14 protein-coding genes are annotated in these 19,842 nt (G+C 69.2%); 11 read left to right on the plus strand and 3 right to left on the minus strand.

Annotation, left to right across the window (positions count from 1 at the left end; translation table 11 throughout):
• The first annotated feature begins 5 nt into the window (after nt 1–5).
• The 4 genes from QT382_RS20795 to QT382_RS20810 all read left to right on the plus strand — a co-directional run bounded on the left by QT382_RS20795 (nt 6) and on the right by QT382_RS20810 (nt 6,645).
• Nucleotides 6–1,058, plus strand: coding sequence for a 2-oxoacid:ferredoxin oxidoreductase subunit beta (locus tag QT382_RS20795; protein WP_289256037.1), 1,053 nt, complete (start codon nt 6–8; stop codon nt 1,056–1,058).
• A 74-nt stretch (nt 1,059–1,132) separates the two neighbouring features.
• Nucleotides 1,133–3,235 (plus strand): esterase-like activity of phytase family protein, encoded by a 2,103-nt coding sequence (locus QT382_RS20800; protein ID WP_289256038.1) that lies wholly within the window; start codon nt 1,133–1,135, stop codon nt 3,233–3,235.
• 103 nt (nt 3,236–3,338) lie between these two features.
• A complete protein-coding gene (locus QT382_RS20805) occupies nt 3,339–5,411 on the plus strand; it encodes a M13 family metallopeptidase (RefSeq protein ID WP_289256039.1) in 2,073 nt (690 codons plus the stop codon).
• A 118-nt stretch (nt 5,412–5,529) separates the two neighbouring features.
• Nucleotides 5,530–6,645, plus strand: a complete 1,116-nt coding sequence (locus tag QT382_RS20810; RefSeq protein ID WP_289256040.1) for an ABC transporter substrate-binding protein — start codon at nt 5,530–5,532, stop codon at nt 6,643–6,645.
• 78 nt (nt 6,646–6,723) lie between these two features.
• Here the strand turns inward: QT382_RS20810 and QT382_RS20815 are convergent, their stop codons facing one another.
• Nucleotides 6,724–8,016 carry a DUF4397 domain-containing protein gene (locus QT382_RS20815; protein ID WP_289256041.1) on the minus strand — a complete coding sequence of 431 codons (1,293 nt, stop codon included), beginning with the start codon at nt 8,014–8,016 and terminating at the stop codon, nt 6,724–6,726.
• Nucleotides 8,017–8,197: 181 nt separating this feature from the next.
• Between QT382_RS20815 and QT382_RS20820 the strand changes: the two genes are divergently transcribed.
• The 6 genes from QT382_RS20820 (at nt 8,198) to QT382_RS20845 (ending at nt 15,278) form a co-directional block, all read left to right on the plus strand.
• A complete protein-coding gene (locus tag QT382_RS20820; RefSeq protein ID WP_289256042.1) occupies nt 8,198–10,252 on the plus strand; it encodes an NADPH-dependent 2,4-dienoyl-CoA reductase in 2,055 nt (684 codons plus the stop codon).
• A 236-nt stretch (nt 10,253–10,488) separates the two neighbouring features.
• Complete coding sequence (locus QT382_RS20825; RefSeq protein WP_289256043.1) at nt 10,489–12,768, plus strand: putative bifunctional diguanylate cyclase/phosphodiesterase; 2,280 nt, start codon at nt 10,489–10,491, stop codon at nt 12,766–12,768.
• Nucleotides 12,769–12,804: 36 nt separating this feature from the next.
• A complete protein-coding gene (locus tag QT382_RS20830; RefSeq protein ID WP_289256044.1) occupies nt 12,805–13,491 on the plus strand; it encodes an ankyrin repeat domain-containing protein in 687 nt (228 codons plus the stop codon).
• A 5-nt stretch (nt 13,492–13,496) separates the two neighbouring features.
• Entirely contained in the window at nt 13,497–13,958 is a 462-nt protein-coding gene (locus QT382_RS20835) for a CYTH domain-containing protein (RefSeq protein ID WP_289256045.1), read from the plus strand.
• A gap of 58 nt (nt 13,959–14,016) precedes the next feature.
• A complete protein-coding gene (pcaH, locus tag QT382_RS20840; RefSeq protein ID WP_289256046.1) occupies nt 14,017–14,736 on the plus strand; it encodes a protocatechuate 3,4-dioxygenase subunit beta in 720 nt (239 codons plus the stop codon).
• Nucleotides 14,733–15,278 (plus strand): peptidase associated/transthyretin-like domain-containing protein, encoded by a 546-nt coding sequence (locus QT382_RS20845; protein ID WP_289256047.1) that lies wholly within the window; start codon nt 14,733–14,735, stop codon nt 15,276–15,278. Before pcaH ends, QT382_RS20845 begins: the two co-directional genes overlap by 4 nt.
• A gap of 16 nt (nt 15,279–15,294) precedes the next feature.
• Here QT382_RS20845 and QT382_RS20850 read toward each other — a convergent pair whose 3' ends face one another.
• The gene (locus tag QT382_RS20850) at nt 15,295–15,492 is read right to left on the minus strand and encodes a hypothetical protein (RefSeq protein ID WP_289256048.1); all 198 of its coding nucleotides are present in this window, start codon (nt 15,490–15,492) and stop codon (nt 15,295–15,297) included.
• A 144-nt stretch (nt 15,493–15,636) separates the two neighbouring features.
• On the minus strand, nt 15,637–16,119 hold the full coding sequence (locus tag QT382_RS20855; protein ID WP_289256049.1) for an Lrp/AsnC ligand binding domain-containing protein: 483 nt from the start codon (nt 16,117–16,119) through the stop codon (nt 15,637–15,639).
• A gap of 108 nt (nt 16,120–16,227) precedes the next feature.
• On the opposite strand from QT382_RS20855, the gene QT382_RS20860 reads away from it, so the two are divergent.
• The gene (locus QT382_RS20860) at nt 16,228–19,836 is read left to right on the plus strand and encodes an L-glutamate gamma-semialdehyde dehydrogenase (RefSeq protein ID WP_502929933.1); all 3,609 of its coding nucleotides are present in this window, start codon (nt 16,228–16,230) and stop codon (nt 19,834–19,836) included.
• The last annotated feature ends 6 nt before the right edge of the window (nt 19,837–19,842 follow it).

Here is a 19,842-nt window from a genome sequence, read left to right on the forward strand (position 1 = left end):
ACGCCATGACCTATCTCGCCAAACCATCGCTGCACCATCCCTCGCTGCAGAAGAACGCGGTGGGCTACACCCGGCGCGACTACGAGGGCAAGGTCTCGACCCTGTGCGCCGGCTGCGGCCACGACTCGATCTCGGGCGCCATCGTCCAGGCCTGCTGGCAGCTGGACATAGCCCCGCACCGCGTGGCCAAGCTCTCGGGCATAGGCTGCAGCTCCAAGACGCCGGACTATTTTCTCGGCGCCAGCCATGGCTTCAACACGGTGCATGGCCGCATGCCCAGCGTGCTGACCGGCGCCAACCTGGCCAACCGCGAGCTGCTCTACCTGGGCGTGTCGGGCGACGGCGACTCGGCCTCGATCGGTCTCGGCCAGTTCGCCCATGCGATGCGACGCGGCGTGCGCATGGTCTACATCGTCGAGAACAACGGCGTCTACGGCCTGACCAAGGGCCAGTTCAGCGCCACGGCCGACCGCGGCTCGGTGGCCAAGAAGGGCACGGAGAACCACGACACCGCCATCGACCTGGTGGCCCTGGCCCTGCAACTGGGCGCCACCTATGTGGCCCGCAGCTTCTCCGGCGACAAGGCCCAGCTGGTGCCGCTGATCGAGGGCGCCATCCGCCATGGCGGCGCTGCCTTCATCGACGTGATCAGCCCCTGCGTGGCGTTCAACAACCATGCCGGCAGCACCCGCTCCTACGACCATGTGCGCGAGCACAACGAGGCCCTGAACCGCATCGACTTCATCGACCTGGACGCCGAGCAGCAGGCCCGCGGCGACGAGGCCGAGATCTTGGTACCACAGGCCGACGGCACCCAGCTGCGCCTGAAGCGGCTGCTCAGCGACTACGACCCCACCGACAAGCTGGCCGCGATGAACCACCTGCAGGCCTTGCAGTCGCAGGGCGTGATCCCGACCGGCCTGCTCTACGTGGACCCCGAGGCGCGCGACCTGCATGCCGCGCTCAAGACCTCGGCCAAGCCGCTGAACCAGCTGGCCGAGGCCGAGCTCTGCCCCGGCTCGGCCCTGCTGGACAAGCTGAACGCCAGCCTGCGCTGACACGCCCCTGTCACGCCCCGTCCCTATCGTGCCGCCCATTTGCCCGGCCGCCGCCGGCGATGGAGTCGCACGTGATGAAGAAGTTGTCCCGCAATCGCTGGAAGTACTCGCCCCTGAGCCTGGCCCTGGTCGGCCTGCTGGCCGCCTGCAATGGCGGTGACGACGAGCCGGCCAGCCTCAGCGGTAAGCTGATCGATGCCGCGGTCGAAGGCGTGGCCTACACGGCCAGCCCCTCGGGCGTCGCCGGCACGACCGGCGCCGACGGCACGTTCAACTGCAAGCAGGGAGATCTGGTGCGCTTCAAGCTCGGCGATGTCGACCTGGGCACCGGCCTGTGCACGCCGCGCGTGATGCTGTCCGACCTGGCCCTGACCAGCGACCTGAGCAAGCCCCAGCTCGTGAACCGCCTGGTCCTGCTGCAGCTGCTGGACGAGGACGATGACGCCAGCAACGGCATCCGCATCCCCGCCGCCGTGGCCGATGCGTTCAAGGGCAAGAGCCTGGACTTCAGCCTGGCGCCGGCGGCCTTCGAGGCCGCGCTCAAGCCGTTGCTGCCGGCCGCCAGCGATGCCTTCGGCCAGAGCTACGCCAGCCGCAACCTGGGCGAGCTGCGCCGCATCGCCTCGGCCGAGCATTACGAGTCCACACTGGCCGGCGAGCTGGGCCAGGTGAGCACCAGCAAGAGCAGCCAGGCCACGGCCGGTGGCGAGGTCCTGATCACCAAGTACGAGCTGCAGGCCGAAGCCTCGATGTTCGTGCCCTATGAAGGCACGAACACCGCCGCCAAGAAGGACTTCCCCAAGGGCTTCTACCCGGCCGTGGGCTCGGGCCTGGCCTTCAAGGGCAAGACCGCCGAGGGCAAGCTGGAGTTCTGGGGCATCACCGACCGCGGCCCCAATGGCGACAGCCCCAACGCGCCGCGCCCGGACCTGCCGGCCAGCGTCAGCATCACCAAGATGTTCCCGGCGCCCAGCTTCACGCCCTCGATCGGCGTGATCAGCGTGGGCAGCGGCGGCGCCAGGATCGCCAGCCTGATGCCGCTGAAGTCCGACGCCAACACCAGGATCACCGGCCGCCCCGCGCCCTTCGGCGTGGTCGGCAGCAGCCTGGAGATTCCGCTGGACGATGGCCTGCGCTACGACGGCGCCAAGGGCGGCTTTGACGCCAAGGGCCTGGACAGCGAAAGCCTGGTCTACGACGAGGCCAACAAGGTGTTCTGGACCTCGGACGAATATGGCCCCTTCATCGTCAAGATCGATGCCGCCACCGGCGTGATCCTCAAGCGCTACGAGCCCGGCGCCGGTGCCGGCAAGCTGCCGGCCGTGCTGGCCCAGCGCCGCAGCAACCGCGGCATGGAAGGCCTGGCGCAGGACAAGGCCAGCGGCAAGCTGCACGGCTTCCTGCAGAGCCCCATCGATCCGCTGGACGGTGCCGGCAAGTCCATCGAGGTGACCGACAGCTTCGACATGGACAAGGACGGCAAGAGCAACGACAAGGTCAAGGTGCGCGACTTCGCCCAGTTCGCCCGCTGGCTGGAGTTCGATCCCAAGACCGAGACCTCGCGCCTGTTCGCCTATCCGCTGGACTATGCGCTGGCCGGCAAGGGCGAGACCTGGGACCGCAATCGCACCGGCAGCGCCAAGCTGGGCGACCTGGTGAGCCTGGGCAATGGCCGCTTCATCGTGATCGAGCAGGGCGCCGACGCCAATGGCCTGGTGCGCAACTTCCTGATGCTGGTCGAGCTGCCGGCCAATGCCACCGACATCACGGCCCTGGGCATCGAGCTGGAGAAGAACAGCATCGACGGCACGACGGCCGTGGCCACGCCCTGGAAGCAGGTCGTCAAGCTGAAGAAGACCGTGCTGCTGGACCTGAACGCCGCCGGCTGGAAGGCCGAGAAGGCCGAGGGCCTGAGCCTCGTTGATGAACAGACCCTGGCCCTGATCAACGACAACGACTTCGGCCTGCGCACCAGCCTGGTCGATGCCGGCGGCAAGCTGATCGAGGGCGACCCAACGGCCTGCACGGTCGACATCAACGGCGTCATCGTCAACGACGGCGCCTGCACGCCGGGCGCGGTCGGCGTGCGCGTGGCCCGCGGCAACGAGGTGGACCGCAAGACCCGGCTGTGGCTCCTGAAGTTCCCCAAGGCGCTGGCGAGCTACACCCTGCCTTGAGTCACAAGGGGTTTGTCCGGGCCGGCGGGGCGGCAGTGCCCGACCCCCGCGGGCGGAGAATGCGGCCTTCGCCCACGAGGCCCACAAACCCGCCCTCTTCTTCATGCGCAGCAAACTGCTCCTGATTCCCGCCCTGCTGGTCGCCGGCCTGGCCATGGCCGCAGCCGACAAGCCTGTCACCGAAACCCCGCTCGCCGCCCTGCCCTACACGCCCAGCCTGGACGTGAACGCGATGGACCGCACGGTCGAGCCCTGCGAGGACCTCTACCAGTTCGCCTGCGGCCGCTGGAGCCAGAACAACCCCATCCCCGCGGACCAGGCGCGCTGGTCGGTCTACGCCAAGATGGCCAACGAGAACCAGCGCTACCTCTGGGGCATCCTGGACAAGCTGGCCGCTGGCGGCGCCGAGCGCACGGCGAACCAGGCGCGCATGGGCGACTACTTCGCCGCCTGCATGAACGAGGACGCGGTCCGCGCCCAGGGCCTGGCGCCGCTGCAGCCGCTGCTGGAGAGAATCGACGGCCTGGCCGACAAGCGCGAACTGCCGGCCCTGCTCGCCGCCCTGCACCTGGCGAGCAACAACGAGCGCTTCTTCTTCCGCTTCTCTTCCGGCCAGGACTTCGCCGATGCCAGCCGCCAGATCGCCTTCGCCACGGCCGGCGGCCTGAGCCTGCCGGACCGCGACTACTACCTGGCCAAGGACGCCAAGTCGGCCCGGCTGCGCAGCCAGTTCGAGGCCCATGTGGCGCAACTGCTGGAGCTGGCCGGCGCCTCGCCAACGGCGGCTCGCAGCCAGGCCCGTGCGGTGCTGAAGATCGAGACCGCGCTGGCCCGGGCCTCGCTGAGCAAGGTCGACAAGCGCGACCCGTACAAGAGCTTCCATGCCGTCGATGCCAAGGGACTGCAGGCGCTGACGCCGGGCTTTGACTGGGCGCAGTACCAGCGGGACCTGGGTGCGCCCGAGGGTCTGAGCCGTTTCAACGTCACCGAGCCGGCTTTCATGAAGGCCTTTGCGCAGATGGTGAAGCAGCTGCCGCTGGCCGAGCTGAAGGGCTATCTGCGCTGGCAGCTGCTTTCCAGCCATGCGGCCCTGCTGTCACCCGAGCTGGTCCAGGCCAATTTCGATTTCTTCGGCCAGACCCTGAACGGCGTGCCCCAGCTCAAGGCCCGCTGGAAGCGCTGCGTGGAGCTGGTCGATGCCCAGATGGGTGAGGCCCTGGGCCAGGAGTTCGTCGAGCGCAATTTCAGCCCGGCGCTGAAGGAGGCCACGCTGAAGATGACGGCCCAGATCGAGGATGCGATGGCGGCCCGCATCGAGAAGCTGGAATGGATGAGCCCGGCCACGCGCCGCCAGGCCCAGGCCAAGCTCAAGGCCATCGTCAACAAGGTCGGCTACCCCGACCGCTGGCGCGACTACGGCGCGCTCAAGGTGGACCTCAACAGCTTCGTCGCCAATGTGCAGGCCGGCCAGGCCTTCGAGCTGCGCCGCCAGCTGGCCAAGATAGGCAAGCCGCTGGACCGGGGCGAATGGGGCATGACGCCGCAGACGGTCAACGCCTCCTACGAGCCGCAGATGAACGACATGAACTTCCCGGCCGGCGTGCTGCAGCCGCCGCTGTACGACGCCGCGCTGGACGATGCACCCAACTATGGCAACACCGGCGGCACCATAGGCCATGAGCTGGTCCACGGCTTCGACGACGAGGGCCGCCAGTTCGACGGCCAGGGCAATCTCAAGGACTGGTGGGGCAAGAAGGATGCGGCCGCCTTCGAGAAGCGCGCTGCCTGCGTGGCCGACCAGTACGCCCGGTACACCGTGGTCGACGACATCAAGATCAACAGCAAGCTGACGCTGGGCGAGGACCTGGCCGACCTGGGCGGCCTGGTGCTGGCCTGGGCCGCCTGGCAGGCCCAGATCGCCGACATGAAGACCCCGCCCGAGCGGCGCGACGGCCTCACGCCCGAGCAGCGCTTCTTCGTCGGCTTTGCCCAGTGGGACTGCAATGACGCCCGGCCCGAGGCGCTGCGGGTCAAGGCCAAGACCGACCCGCATTCGCCCGGCCGCTACCGCATCAACGGCGTCGTGGTGAACATGCCGGAGTTCGAGAAGGCCTTCGGCTGCAAGCCGGGCCAGAAGCTGGTCAAGCCGGATGCCCAGCGCTGCCGGGTCTGGTAAGGTCTGTGGCGGCTTGGGGCGGGCGAGCGTGATGTTTTGTACGCCGGCCGCCGCGGATCGAAGCGCCGGCACGGCGGCCGGCCCGTAGACTCGCCGCAAAGTCTTGGCTGTAGGAGCGATGCGCAACCCGAGGCGAACCCTGCTGACGCTGGCGGCGGCCCTGCTGGGCGCGCCGTCGGCATGGGCGAGCGCCGCCGGCCCGGAGATCCGCATCGGCGCCTCGGCGGCGCTCAGCGGCCCGGCCGCCGGCCTGGGCCAGCGCTTCCATGCCGGCGCCGGCGCCTACTTCAACCAGCTCAATGCACAGGGCGGCATCGGCGGAGCCCGGGTGGTCGTGGACCTGCTCGACGACGCCTACGAATCCGACAAGGCCGACCTCAATACCCGCAAGCTGGTGGAAGACCCCCGTGTGCTGGCCCTGTTCGGCTACGTGGGCACGCCCACCAGCAATATGGCCCTGCCCTATGTGAAGCGCTGGTCCATTCCTTTCGTCGGCGCCTACACCGGGGCAGATGTGCTGCGCAGCCCCTACCGCCCGCTGGTCTTCAATGTGCGCGCCAGCTACCGCGAAGAAGCCCAGCAGCTGGCGGTTGCCATGAAGATCGCCGGGATCCACACGCTCAATGTGTTCTACCAGGCGGACCTCTTCGGCCGAGCCGGCCTGGAGGCCATGCGCGCCGTGGCCGGTGCGCAGGGCCTGCAGATCCTGGCCACCGACACGGTCAAGCGCAACACGGCCGAGGTGGCCGAGGCGGTGGAGGCCCTGGTACAGGCCAGTCCGGCCGATGCGATCTTCATGGTGTCGACCTATGCCAGCAGCGCTGCCTTCGTGCGCCAGGCGCGGGCCAAGGGCTTCCGCGGACGCTTCTATGCGCTGTCCTTCGCCGGCATGGAGCAGTTGCGCCATGCCCTGGGCAAGCCGCTGGCCAAGGGCCTGACCGTGGCCCAGGTCGTCCCCGATCCCGAAGACCGCGCCCTGCCGGTGGTGGCCGAATACCAGCAGGCCATGCGCGAGGCCGGCGACAGGCAGTTCGACTCCATCAGCCTGGAGGGCTACCTGGCCGCCAAGGTGATGGCCGAAGGCCTGCGCCGTGCCAAGGCGCCGCTGACCCGCGAGAGCCTGGCGCAGGGCCTGGAGTCGGTCGGCCAGCTGGACCTGGGCGGCTTCCATGTGCATTTCGGACCGGGCCAGCGCAACGGCTCCAGCCTGGTCGAGTTGCGCGTGCTGCCCTGAAGCCGCCCCGCGCGGGCAAGAAAAAAGCCCCGGCTCGAAGAGCGCGGGGCTTGGCAGGCCGGGGCCTGGCTTGTTGGATCAGCGCTCGCGACGCAGCACGCCTTGCGGCGCCACGGCGCCACCACCCATCACGAACACCGTGTAGATGCCGTTCTGGTTGATGGTCAGGCCGGTTTCCTTGAACAGCGGCGTGGGCGAGACCGGCGAGGTGACGGACAGCTGCGAGCTGGTGCTGGCGGGCACGGTCAGCTGGCTGGACACGGTGCCCGGCACGATGGTGCTGGCGATGGCGCTGAAGTCCAGCGTCAGCGTCAGGCCGGCGGGTGCACCGGCCACGCCGTTGATCAGGCGCATCTTGGCGGTGCCGGCCGTGGTCGGCAGGCGGTTGTCGTCAGGGAACACGACCAGCTGCGGTGCCGAGGCGTCGCCCCAGACCATCAGCGTGTAGTCGCCACCGGCGGTCAGGTTGACGTTGGCGGCGGCCATGGCCGTGCCGTTGACCGTGGTGTTGATCGCGTTGCTGCCGGCCGGCAGGGTCAGGTAGTCACCGATGGTCGGGGCCACCGAGTTCTGCAGCAGGGTCTTGCCGCCGCTGGTCGAGCCGACCTGGGCGTTGTTGGCCACCGAAGCCACGACACGGGCGCGGGCCGTGTTGTTGGCATAGTTGGTCGGGTTGCCTTGCTGCTGCATGAAGATGCCGTTGACCAGCACGCCGCCCTGGGTCGGGGTGATGATCAGGCTGTGGACCTTGAGGGCTTCCAGCGAGATCGACGGAATGTCCAGGCGGACGTCGTTGCGGTTGCCGTTGCCGGTCACGCGAACGCGGAACGAGCCGCTGTTCAGGCCGATGTAACCGCTGCTGGCGCCGCCCACGATGCCGGTGGCCATGGGCGAAGCGTTGTCCAGGCTGTCGGTGGCGCCCGTCAGGTAGACGTCCAGGGCGCCGGCGTCTGCGGCTTCGTTCAGGACCAGCAGCTTCGAGGTGCCGGCCGTGGTCGGCACGGCTTCTTCTTCCTGCAGCAGGGTGGTGCGCAGAGCGCCCGACCAGCCGTAGGCGATCACGCTGTACTTGCTGCCACCGGTCAGGGTGGGGCTGATCGAGACCAGGGTGGTGCCGGTGCCGTTGGCCTGGACCTGGCTGGCGGTCGAGCCGGTGTTCACGTCGGCATAGGTGCCGGCGGTGGCGTAGGCGACGCCGGTATTGGTCTTGGTGGTGCCGATCGTGAAATCGAGCGAGCTGTAGCCGACGCTGGCATTGATCAAGCGCATCTGCGCATTGCTGCTGCTGCTACCACCGCCGCCGCCACCGCAGGCGGCCAGCAGCGTGCTGCCGACAAGTGCCACCAGCGTGGCCAAACTTCCAAAGCGCATTGCACTTTCTCCTGAGCAAAATATGGTCGCGATTGGACGCGGGACTTGTATCCACCCCGCGTCGCAATTTGTAGGACTGTAAAGCATAGAGCGATCCCCCCAGTTTTCCGGTCGTCACCCGCTGCTAGCATGGCCCGCGCCTTGCGAGTCGACCAAGGCGCCGTTCATGCCGGAGACCCCCATGCCTTATCCCCGCCTGCTCGAACCCCTGGACCTGGGCTTCACCACGCTGAAGAACCGGGTGCTGATGGGCAGCATGCACACCGGCCTGGAAGACGGGCGCAAGCATTTCGAGCGCATGGCGGCCTTCTTCGCCGAGCGGGCCAGGGGCGAGGTGGGGCTGATCGTGACCGGCGGCTTCGCACCCAACATCGAGGGCTGGGCCAAGCCTTTTGCCGGCACGCTGGCCACCGGCGGCGCGGCGCGGCGGCACAAAGTGATCACCGATGCGGTCCATGCCGAGGGCGGCAAGATCGCCCTGCAGATCCTGCACACCGGCCGCTACGGCTATCACCCGCTGTGCGTTGCGCCCTCCCGCATCCAGTCGCCGATCTCGCCTTTCACGCCGCGTGAACTCTCGGAGCGTGGCATCGAACGGCAGATCCGCGCCTTCATCCGCTGCGCCAGGCTGGCCCGCGAGGCCGGCTACGACGGCGTCGAGGTGATGGGGTCCGAGGGCTATTTCATCAACCAGTTCCTGGTCACCCACACCAACCAGCGGCAGGACCGCTGGGGCGGCGCCTACGAGAACCGGATGCGCCTGCCGCTGGAGATCCTGGCGCGCATGCGCGAGGCCGTGGGGCCGGACTTCATCATCATCTACCGGCTCTCCATGCTGGACCTGATCCCGGACGGCAGCAGCTGGGACGAGGTGCTGGAGCTGGCCCGACGGGTCGCCAAGGGCGGCGCTACGATCATCAATACCGGCATCGGCTGGCATGAGGCGCGGGTGCCCACCATCGCCACCTCGGTGCCTCGCGCCGGCTTCGCCTGGGTGACGCAGAAGCTGCGCACGGCCCTGCGGGCCGAGGGCATCACCACGCCGCTGATCACCAGCAACCGCATCAACATGCCCGAGGTGGCCGAGAACGTGCTGGCCGAGGGCGCCGCCGACATGGTCAGCATGGCCCGGCCCTTCCTGGCCGATGCCGACTTCGTCAGGAAGGCGCGCGAGAACCGGGCCGACGAGATCAACACCTGCATCGCCTGCAACCAGGCCTGCCTGGACCACACCTTCGCGCAGAAGATCTCGACCTGCCTGGTCAACCCGCGTGCCGCCTACGAGCGCGAGCTGGCCGTGGTGCCCATCGCCGCGACCCGCACGCCGCGCAAGAAGATCGCCGTCGTCGGCGCCGGTCCGGCCGGCCTGGCGGCCTCGACGCTGCTGGCCGAGCGCGGCCATGCGGTGCAGCTGTTCGATTCGGCCACCGAGATAGGCGGCCAGTTCAACCTGGCCAGACGCATCCCGGGCAAGGAGGAGTTCAGCGAGACGCTGCGCTACTTCCGCCGCCGCATCGAGCTGACCGGTGTCGAGCTGCAGCTGAACCGGCGCGTCGGCGTCGAGCAGCTCAAGGGTTTCGACGAGGTGCTGCTGGCCACCGGCGTGACGCCGCGCAACCCGCGCATCCCGGGCCAGGACGACCACCCCGACCTGGTGCTGTCCTATATAGACGTGCTGCTGCGTCGCAAGAGCGTGGGCCGGCGCGTGGCCATAGTCGGCGCGGGCGGCATTGGCTTCGACGTGGCCGAGTTCCTGGTCGATGAAGGCCATGCACTGGCGCTGGATGCGCCGGCCTGGCGGCGCGAATGGGGGGTGGCCGATCCGGCCGAGGTGCGCGGCGGCGTGGTGCGGCCGGCCCCGGCCGACCCGGCGCGCGAGATCACCTTGCTGCAGCGCAAGAGCGGCAAGCTGGGCGCCGGCCTGGGCAAGACCACCGGCTGGATCCACCGCGCGGCGCTGAAGATGAAGCAGGTCGAGATGGTCGGCGGGGTCAACTACGAGAAGATCACCGCCGAGGGCCTGTGGATCAGCCACGGCGAAGACCGCCGCGACCTGGAGCTGCTGGCCGTGGACAGCATCGTGCTGTGCGCCGGCCAGGAGCCGCTGCGCGAGCTGGAAGAACCCCTGCGCGCGGCCGGCCTGCGGGTGCATCTGGTCGGCGGAGCGCTGGAGGCCGGCGAACTCGACGCCAAGCGGGCCATCCTGCAGGGCACCAAGCTGGCGCTCAGCCTCTGAGTCCGCCGGGCGGCAATCGCCCGGCCTGCACGCACCAGCTCAAAGCGTGAGCAATTGCTGGCTTGGCCTGTGGCTCCTAATGGCCAACCCTTAGGCCCCGTCAACCCCCTAGGTCCAAACTCCGCTCCGGTCGACGTTGAGGGATGCCCCGCCGTACCAGGGCAATCGACCACCACCACCGCGCTGGCCAAGAACCGGCGACAACGGAAAAGGTTCGGAACTAGATGAGCTTGACGATGTTTCGCCAAGGCTGTTGGGCCCTGTGGACCGGGCTGGCCATCGTGCCGGCCCAGGCGCAGGTGACGAATGCTGTGAATGCCGGTCCGGCGGCCCTGTTGGGTCGGCCCGAGCTGTGGCTGTTCGCCTTCGGCCTGCTGGGCGTGCTGGGCATGGCCCTGGGTTTGGGTCTGCTGCGCTGGCAGCGGCTGCGCCTGAAGGCGCGTCGCGAAGTGCTGCGCCGGGTGCGTGGTGAGCGCGGCCGTCTGGTGGCCCTGCTCAACGCCATTCCCGACCCGGTGTATTTCAAGGATGCCGGCGACGCCTACGACGGCAGCAACCCGGCCTTCAGCCGCTTGAGCGGACTCAGCGAGGCCGAAGTGCTGGGCCGGCGCGACGAGCAACTGAACCAGGCGCCGCAATGGACGCAGGCCATCGCCGGCAGCCGCGAAGCCGTGCAGCGCAAGCTCAGCTGGATCGAGCGCGCCGACGGCAGCCGGGCCTGCCTGGACGTGCTGCAGGCGCCGGTCTACGAAGAAGGCGAGTACCTGGGCCAGATCGGCGTTGCCCGTGACGTGACGGCGCTGCAGCAGGCCATGGACCATGCCCGCCGCGCCGCCACCGTGTTCGAGCATTGCGGCGAGGGCATCCTGGTGATGGATGCCGAGCTGCGCATCGTCGACCTGAATCCGGCGGCCTGCCGCATCAGCGGCCATGAGCGTCATGAGCTGATGGGCCAGACGCCCGAGATGTTGCGCGCCATCGCGCTGGACGCCGATCTGCAACAGGACCTCTGGGGCAGGGTGGACAACGCCGGCAAGTGGAGCGGCGAGCTGGTGGACCGCCGTCGCGACGGGACGGCGGTGCCCATCTGGGCGACCCTGGTCAAGGTGCCGGCCAGCGGCAGCAATCCGCAGCAGTACCTGATGGTGCTGACCGACATCTCGCGCATCAAGGAGACCGAGGCCGAGCTCCTGCACCAGTCGCTGCACGACCGCCTGACCGGCCTGCCCAATCTGGCCCTGCTGCGCGACCGCATCGAGCGCCAGATCCACATCGCCCAGCGCGACCACACTTGCGTGGCCGTGCTCTACATCGACCTGGACGGCTTCCGCGAGGTCAACGACATTGCCGGCCATGCCGCCGGCGACGCCGTGCTGCGCGAAGCGGCCGAGCGTTTCGTCAACGTGGTGCGGGCCAGCGACTCGGTCGCCCGGGTCGGTGCCGACGAATTCGTCGTGGTGCTGTCCGGCCTGGTCGACGAGGAAACCTCGATGCGCCTGGGCGACCGGCTGATCCAGTCGATCTGCGAGCCGGTCCGGGTGGGCAGCCAGACCTTCAACCTGGGCGCCAGCGTGGGTCTGGCGCTATTCCCGACCGACGGCGAAAACGTCGATTCGCTGTTGCGCAACGCCGAGGCCGCGATGTGCCGCGCCAAGGCCAGCGCCCGCAATACGGTGCAGTCCTACCGGCCCGAGCTGACCCGCATGGTCCAGCAGCGCTTCGAGCTGACCCATGCGCTGCGCCAGGCCAACGAGGCCGCGCAGTTCCGCCTGGAATACCAGCCCCAGGTGCGCCTCTCCGACGGCGCGCTGATCGGTGCCGAGGCCCTGCTGCGCTGGCGCCATCCGACCCGCGGCCCGATCTCGCCGGCCGAGTTCATCCCGCTGGCTGAGGAAACCGGCCTGATCATCCCGATCGGCCGCTGGGTGCTCGAGCAGGCCTGCGCCCAGGCCGCGCGCTGGCAAGGCCAGCCGGGCAAGCCGCAGCAGGTGGCGGTCAACGTGTCGGCCCGCCAGCTGCGCCAGAGCGATTTCGTCGAATGCGTGGAGCAGATCCTGCTTGAAACCGGCTGCCCGCCGCAGGCGCTGGAACTGGAAGTCACCGAGAGCCTGCTGCTGGAAGACGCCGAGGGCGCCATCGAGCTGATGAACCGGTTGACCCAGCGTGGCGTGCGCGTGGCCATCGACGACTTCGGCACCGGCTACTCCTCGCTGAGCTATCTCAAGCGCATGCCGATCCAGACGCTGAAGATCGACCGCAGCTTCGTCCACGAGCTGGGCAGCGATGCCAACGTCTCCGCCATCGCCCGCACCGTCATCGTGCTGGCCCGCAGCCTCGGCCTGGACGTGCTGGCCGAGGGCGTGGAAACCGCCGAGCAGGCCGAATGGCTGCGCCGCGAAGGCTGCGACTGGGCCCAGGGCTGGTTCTATGGCCGCCCGGCTCCGGCCGAGGACTTCGTCGCTCCGCGGGTCGCCTTGCCGGCCCAGGAAAACCGCCGCCATCTGCAGCTGGCCTGACTGGCCGGAACCCGGGTCCGCGGCCACAATCCGGCCATGGACCCGACCCGCATCCTGCAGCGCATCGCCGCTGGCCGCACCGACCTGATCCTGGATCGCCTCGCCGACGGCGGCTCGGCCGATGCCCGGGTCGATGGGGCCAGTCTTCTGCAATGGAGCGCCTACTACGGCGACGTCACCGCGCTGCGCGTGCTGATGGAGCGCGGCCAGGCGCTGTCCGAACTGGGCGACGACCTGGGCCTGAACGGCGCGGCCTTCCATGGCCATTGGCGCCTGGTGCAGTTCCTGGTCGAGCAGGGCGCGCCGACGGACCATGCACTGAGCGACACCGGCGAGACCGCCCTGCATGCCGCCCTTTGCCATGACGAACGCATTGGCCGCGACCGCGTGCTGAAGGTGCTGCTGGACGCGGGTGCCGATGTCCATGCCAAGACCCTGGTCGGCCAGCCCACCGGCGGCTTCATGCGCGACGCCCGTACTCGCGGCGAGACCGCCCTGCACCGCGCCGCCCTGGTTGGCACGCCGGACACCTTGCGCCTGCTGCTCGATGCCGGCGCCCAGGTGGAGGTCCGCGACGCCCATGGCGACACGCCGCTGGCCTGGGCCAGCTGGGCACGCCGGCCGCCGGCCGTGCTGCATCTGCTCTGCTATGGCGAACACCGGGTCCGGGAGAACTATGCCGGTATGGCTATTCACCTCAGTGGCGAACCTCTGAAGCGCTGAGCTGCATGTCTGTCGAAATCGAACGCAAATTTCTGGTGACAGGCGAGGGCTGGCGTCAGGCCGATGCCCAGCGCTACTGCCAGGGCTATCTGTCCCGCGACCCGGCGCGCACGGTGCGTGTCCGCCAGGTCGGCACAAAGGCCTGGCTGACCATCAAGGGCCGCTCGGTTGGTGCCACGCGCGCCGAGTTCGAATACGAGATTCCGCTGGCGGACGCCGAGCAGCTGCTCAAGCTCTGCGACGGCCCGCTGGTGGAGAAATGGCGGCACCGGGTCGAGGCCGGCGGCGGGCTCTGCTGGGAGGTGGACGAGTTCCTCGGCGACAACGCCGGCCTGGTCGTGGCCGAGATCGAATTGCCCGACGAGGCTCAGGCGTTCGAACGGCCGGCCTGGTTGGGTGCCGAGGTCACCGAGGACCCGCGCTACTTCAACTCGAACCTGGCAGCCCACCCGTTCCGGCACTGGTAGTCGCCGCCTTGCCGGGCCTGCGGGCGCTTGGCATGCTGGGTCTTCCGTGGAGGCTCGAATGTCCCAGCAGCAGCTCTTCGTTCCGCGCAATCCCGGCGACCATCCGCCGGCCCTGAGTCCGGGCTACAAGAGCAGCCTGCTGCGCGCGCCCGCCCAACCGCTGCTGCGCCTGGAACCCACGGCTTCCGAGACCCGGGGCCCGCGCTTGCGTCGGGAGGACCTGGGCGCGCTGGACCATGACCTGATACTCAACAGCGCCCGCGGCGGCCTGCCGATCGGCGAGCGGCTGCTGATCCATGGCGTGGTGCTGGACGAGCAGGGCCGGCCCCAGCCGAACGTCTTGATCGAGGTCTGGCAGGCCAATGCCGGTGGCCGCTACCGCCACCCCCGCGACCAGTACCTGGCGCCGCTGGATCCTCACTTCGGCGGCTGCGGCCGCACGCTGACCGACGAGCAGGGCCACTACCGCTTTCTCACCATCCGGCCCGGCGCCTATCCCTGGCCCAACCACCGGGCCGAATGGCGGCCTGCCCATATCCACTTCTCGCTGGCCGGCGAGGCCTGGTGCCAGCGCCTGGTGACCCAGATGTACTTCGAGGGCGACCCGCTGATCCAGCGCTGCCCCATCGTCCACAGCATTGCCAGCGAGGAGCAGATCCGCGGCCTGGTGGCCCGCTACGACCCGGCCGCCGACCAGGCCATGGACCTGCGCGCCTACCGCTGGGACATCATCCTGCGCGGCCGGCAGGCGACGCTGTTCGAGGAGCCGCGGGCATGAGCCGCCGCCACCGCGAAAGCGCTTCGCAGACGGCCGGCCCCTTCGTCCACATCGGCCTGCTGCCCGGGGCCGCGGGCCTGGACTCGCCGTTTGCCGTGGCCACGGCGGGTCCGAGGCTGGGGGTCGAAGGCCGGCCACGAATTGTCATTGAAGGCTGCGTCTACGACGGCGCCGGCGAGCCGCTGCGGGACCTGCTGGTGGAGGCCTGGTTGCCCGACCTCCAGGCTCCGGCCTGGGCCCGCGCCGCGGCCGACGCCGCCAGCGGCCTGTTCCGCTTCGAAGCCAGCCTGCCGGACTGCGGGCCGCAAGCCCCTCATGTCTGCCTGCTGCTGCTGGCCCGCGGCATCAACCAGGGCCTGCACACCCGGCTGTATTTCGAGGACCAGGCCGAGGCCAATGCCCGCGACCCGGTGCTGCTGGCCATCGCCGATCCGGTCCGGCGTGCCCGCCTGATCGCGCGGCGCCTGTCGGGCGGGCCGGCCCGTTACCACTTCGACATCCGTCTGCAGGGCGAGGGCGAGACGGTGTTCTTCGATGTCTGAGTGAGCGCCGGCTCACTCAGTGCTTCAAGGCCTGGGCCACATCGAAGGCCACGATCCACAGGTCGAAGTCGAGCTGGCTGTCCACTTCGCTGATTTCCAGGCCGTGGTTCAGCTCGAAGCTGGAATCGAACCACCCGCAGCGACCCTGCATGGCCTCGCGGGCGCAGTGCTGCAGGGTGGCGGCCGAGGGCTGGTGGTGGGTGGCGTATTGCATGGCGGGCTCCGGTTCGTGGCCGTTGTTGCTGGACTGGCGCCATCGTCGGGCTGCCGCCGCAGGCCGCCCATCACACCGAGGAGGTCCCTCGTGGGGGAGGCCGACCCCGCTCCCACCGATGGGGGGCCGGCTTGCGGAGCGGGCTCAGATCGGCAAGGCCGTGGTGTTCTTGACCTCTTCCATCACCGCATAGGTGCGGGTCTCGCGCACGCCGGGCAGGGTCCAGATCACGCTGCCAATGAACTCGCGGTAGGCCGTCATGTCCGAGACCCGGGTCTTGAGCAGGTAGTCGAAACCGCCGGCCACCAGGTGGCATTCCAGGATCTCGGGCCGGGCCTGGACCGCGGCCTTGAAGTTGTCCATCACGTCCTGCACCGTGCGGTCCAGCAGGATCTCGATGAAAACCAGCATGGAAGCGCCCAGCTTGGCCGGGTTGAGCCGGGCTTCGTAGCCGAGGATGTAGCCCTCGCGGGTCAGGCGCTTGACCCGCTCCAGCACGGCGGTGGGAGACAGGTGCACCGCCTCGGCCAGCTTGAGGTTGGAAATCCGGCCGTCCTGCTGCAGCACGCGCAGCAGCCGGGCATCGATCTTGTCGAGTTCGCGGGAGGGCAGGGAGTCGTCGGCCATGGCCGGATTTTCAACTAGATCTTGCGCAAGACTTGGAATTTAATTCAGCGTCCCGCGGCCTAAAGTTCCACTCTTCGCTAAATCCCTGCCGCTCCAAGGAGCCCCGCCATGACCAGCTTCGTCCTGCCGCCCGAACGTGCCCGCCTGCCTTTCCCGTACCGGAGCGAACGCCCGGTGGTCGAGGCCCTGGCCGCCCAGCTGGCGTCGCAGATGGACTGGGAGGCCGTGATCCGCATGGCCAAGCCCTGGGTGGAAGAGGTGCGTGGCAACCCGGCTCCGTTCTGGGCCATGGAGTCGCTGCTGCGCGAATACCCGATCACCAGCGCCGAAGGCCTGGCCCTGATGCGCCTGGCCGAAGCGCTGTTGCGAGTGCCCGATGCCGAGACGGCCATCGCCCTGACCGCCGACCAGCTGGGTCGCGCGGATTTCGACGGTGGCTCCGAAGGCCCGCACAAGATGCTGGCCTCGCTGGCCGCCAGCGCCATCTCGCTGTCAAAGAAATTCCTGCCCGAGGCCGAGGGCAGCGGCGGCCTGTTCACCCGCCTGGGCTCGCAGACCGTGGTGGCGGCCACGGTGCGCGCCATCCAACTGCTGGGCCGCCAGTTCGTGCTGGGCCGCAATATCCGCGAGGCCATGGGCGAGGCCGATGCGGCCCGCAAGGTCCAGCACCAGCTGCGCTTCTCCTACGACATGCTGGGCGAAGGCGCCCGCACCGAGCATGACGCGGCCCGCTACCAGGCTTCCTACCTGAGCGCCATCGAGGCGATTGCCGGCGGCCGCAAGGCGGTTTCGCCGGAAAGCTCGGACGGCATCTCGATCAAGCTCTCCGCGCTTTTCTCGCGGTATGAGGTTCTGCAGCGTGAGCGTGTCTACGCCGAGCTGCTGCCGCGCGTGTGGCAGCTGGTCGAGCGCGCCGCCAGCGCCAACATCAATCTGACCATCGATGCCGAGGAGGTGGACCGCCTCGAGCTGTCGCTGGAATTGCTGGATGCCGTGGCCGAGCGCATTGCCGGCGCCTATCCCAAGTGGCGCGGCTTCGGCCTGGCGGTGCAGGCTTATCAGAACCGTGCGCTGCAGGTCGTCCACGAGGTGGCCGCCATTGCCCGCAAGCATGGGCTGCGCTTCATGGTGCGCCTGGTCAAGGGCGCCTACTGGGACGGCGAGATCAAGCGCGCCCAGGAGCAGGGCCTGCCGGCTTATCCGGTGTTCACCCACAAGCAGCACACGGACGTCAGCTACCTGGCCTGCGCGCAGGCCCTGATCGCCCATGCCGACGTGATCTATCCGCAGTTCGCCAGCCACAACGCCGGCACCATCGCCGCCATCGTGCAGATGGCCCGCCAGGCCGGCGCCGAGTTTGAGATGCAGCGCCTGCACGGCATGGGCGAGGGCATCTACCGCGAGGTTTTGAAGGATGGCTCCATCCCCTGCCGCGTCTACGCGCCGGTGGGTGAGCACCGCGACCTGCTGGCCTACCTGGTGCGCCGCCTGCTGGAGAACGGCGCCAACTCTTCGTTCGTCCACCAGCTGGCCGACCCGCAGGTCCGCCCCGAGGAGCTGCTGGCCTCGCCGCTGGAGCAGCTGCAGGGCGACACGGCACTGCCCCTGCCGGTGGACCTGTACCGCGACCGCATCGGCCAGGGCCGCGCCAACTCCACCGGCGCCGACCTGACCAGCATCGCCCAGCGCGAGCCGCTGCTGAATGCACTGGCCGAGGGCCAGGTCTTGCCGGTAGCCGAGGCCACGGCCGAGCAGGTCGACGCCGCGATGAAGCTGCTGCAAGGCGGCTTCGCGGCCTGGAACGGCAAGCCGGTGAGCGAGCGCGCCGCCATCCTGCGCCGTGCCGGCGACCTGCTGGACGCCCGCCTGGCCGAGTTCTGCGCCCTGCTGGTCAAGGAAGCCCACAAGACCCTGGGCGACTGCGTGGCCGAGGTGCGAGAGGCAGTGGACTTTCTGCGTTATTACGCCGATGAAGCTCAAAGCCACGGAACGGCCATGCAAGGCCGCGGCGTCTTCGTCTGCATCAGCCCCTGGAACTTCCCGCTGGCCATCTTTGCCGGCCAGGTCGTCGCGGCCCTGGTGGCCGGCAACACGGTGGCGGCCAAGCCGGCCGAGCAGACGCCCTTCGTGGCGCTGAAGATGGTCGAGCTCTTGCACGAAGCCGGCGTGCCGGCCGATGCGCTGGTGCTGCTGCACGGTGCGGGCGAGACCGTTGGCGCCCGCCTGGTCGCGGCCGAGCAGACGGCCGGCGTCTGCTTCACCGGCTCCACCGCCGTGGCCCAGATCATCAACCGCTCGCTGGCCGCCAAGGATGGCCACCCGGTGCCCCTGATCGCCGAGACCGGTGGCATCAACGCCATGGTGGTCGATTCGACGGCACTGCCCGAGCAGGTGGTCGATGCCGTCGTGCAGAGCGCCTTCCGCTCGGCCGGCCAGCGCTGCTCGGCCCTGCGCCTGCTTTGCGTGCACGAGAGCATTGCCGATGGCGTGATCGAGATGATCAAGGGCGCGGTGCAGGAGCTGTGGGTGGGCAATCCGGCCGAGCTGGCCACCGACGTGGGCCCGGTGATCGACGACGAGGCCTTCGAGAACATCCAGCGCCATGTGGTTCGCCTCAAGAAGGAGGCCAGGCTGATCGCCGAGGCGCGCGCCCATGACGCCGTGCCGCGCCTGGTGATGCCGGCGGCCTTCGAGATCGCCAGCGTGGCCGAGCTGGGCCAGGAGATCTTCGGCCCGGTGCTGCATGTGCTGCGCTGGGGCGGCGAGGTGGACGAGGTGGTGCGCCAGATCAACGCGCTGGGCTATGGCCTGACGCTGGGCATCCAGACCCGCATCGACAGCCGCGCGCTGCGCCTGGCCGAGTCGGCCAAGGTCGGCAATGTCTATGTGAACCGCAACATCATCGGCGCCGTGGTCGGCGTGCAGCCCTTCGGCGGCGAAGGCATGAGCGGCACCGGCCCCAAGGCCGGCGGCCCGAACTACCTGTGGCGCTTCTGCGCGCCGGCGCAATCAGCCGCCGGTAGCAGCGGCGAACAAGCTGCGGCCTTCTTGCCCGCTGGCGCCACCAGCGTGGAGCTGAAGGCACTCGCCCAGGCCCAGGCCGTGTGGGCCGATGTGGACCTGGAAGCGCGAGCCGCCCTGCTGGGCCGCGCGGCCGAGGCGCTGGGCGCTGCCGGCGAGGCCGCTGCTCTGCGTCGTCTGGCTCAGGACGCGCCGGCACTGCTGGCCAAGCGCGAGTTGCCCGGCCCGACCGGCGAGAGCAACGAGCTGCGACTGCATGGCCGCGGCGTGATTGCGGTGCTGGCCCAGAAGGCCAACCCGGCCGAGCTGGGCGCGGCCGTGGCCGCCGCTCTGGCGGCCGGCAACAGCGTGGCCCTGGTCGGTGCTGAAGACATGGGCGCCGCCGACAGCCTGCGCCAGGTCCTGCAACGCGCCGGCCTGCCCGGCGCAGCACTGCAAGTCTTTGGTGTCGATGCCGAACGCGCCCTGCTGCAGGCTCCGCAGCTGGCCGGCGTCTGCGTGGCGGCCGCAGCCAGCGCGCAGACCCGCGCCGTGCAACGCGCGCTGGCCGAGCGCAGCGGCGCCATCCTGCCGCTGATCACGGCGGCCGAGGCGGCGGATGCACGTCAGCTGTATCGCTTCGCGGCCGAGCAGACCCTGACCATCAACACGGCGGCGGCCGGCGGCAATGCCGCCCTGCTGGCTGGCTTGCACTGAAGCTGA

It is taken from the genome of Pelomonas sp. SE-A7, assembly GCF_030345705.1.
Taxonomy (GTDB): Bacteria; Pseudomonadota; Gammaproteobacteria; order Burkholderiales; family Burkholderiaceae_C; genus JAUASW01.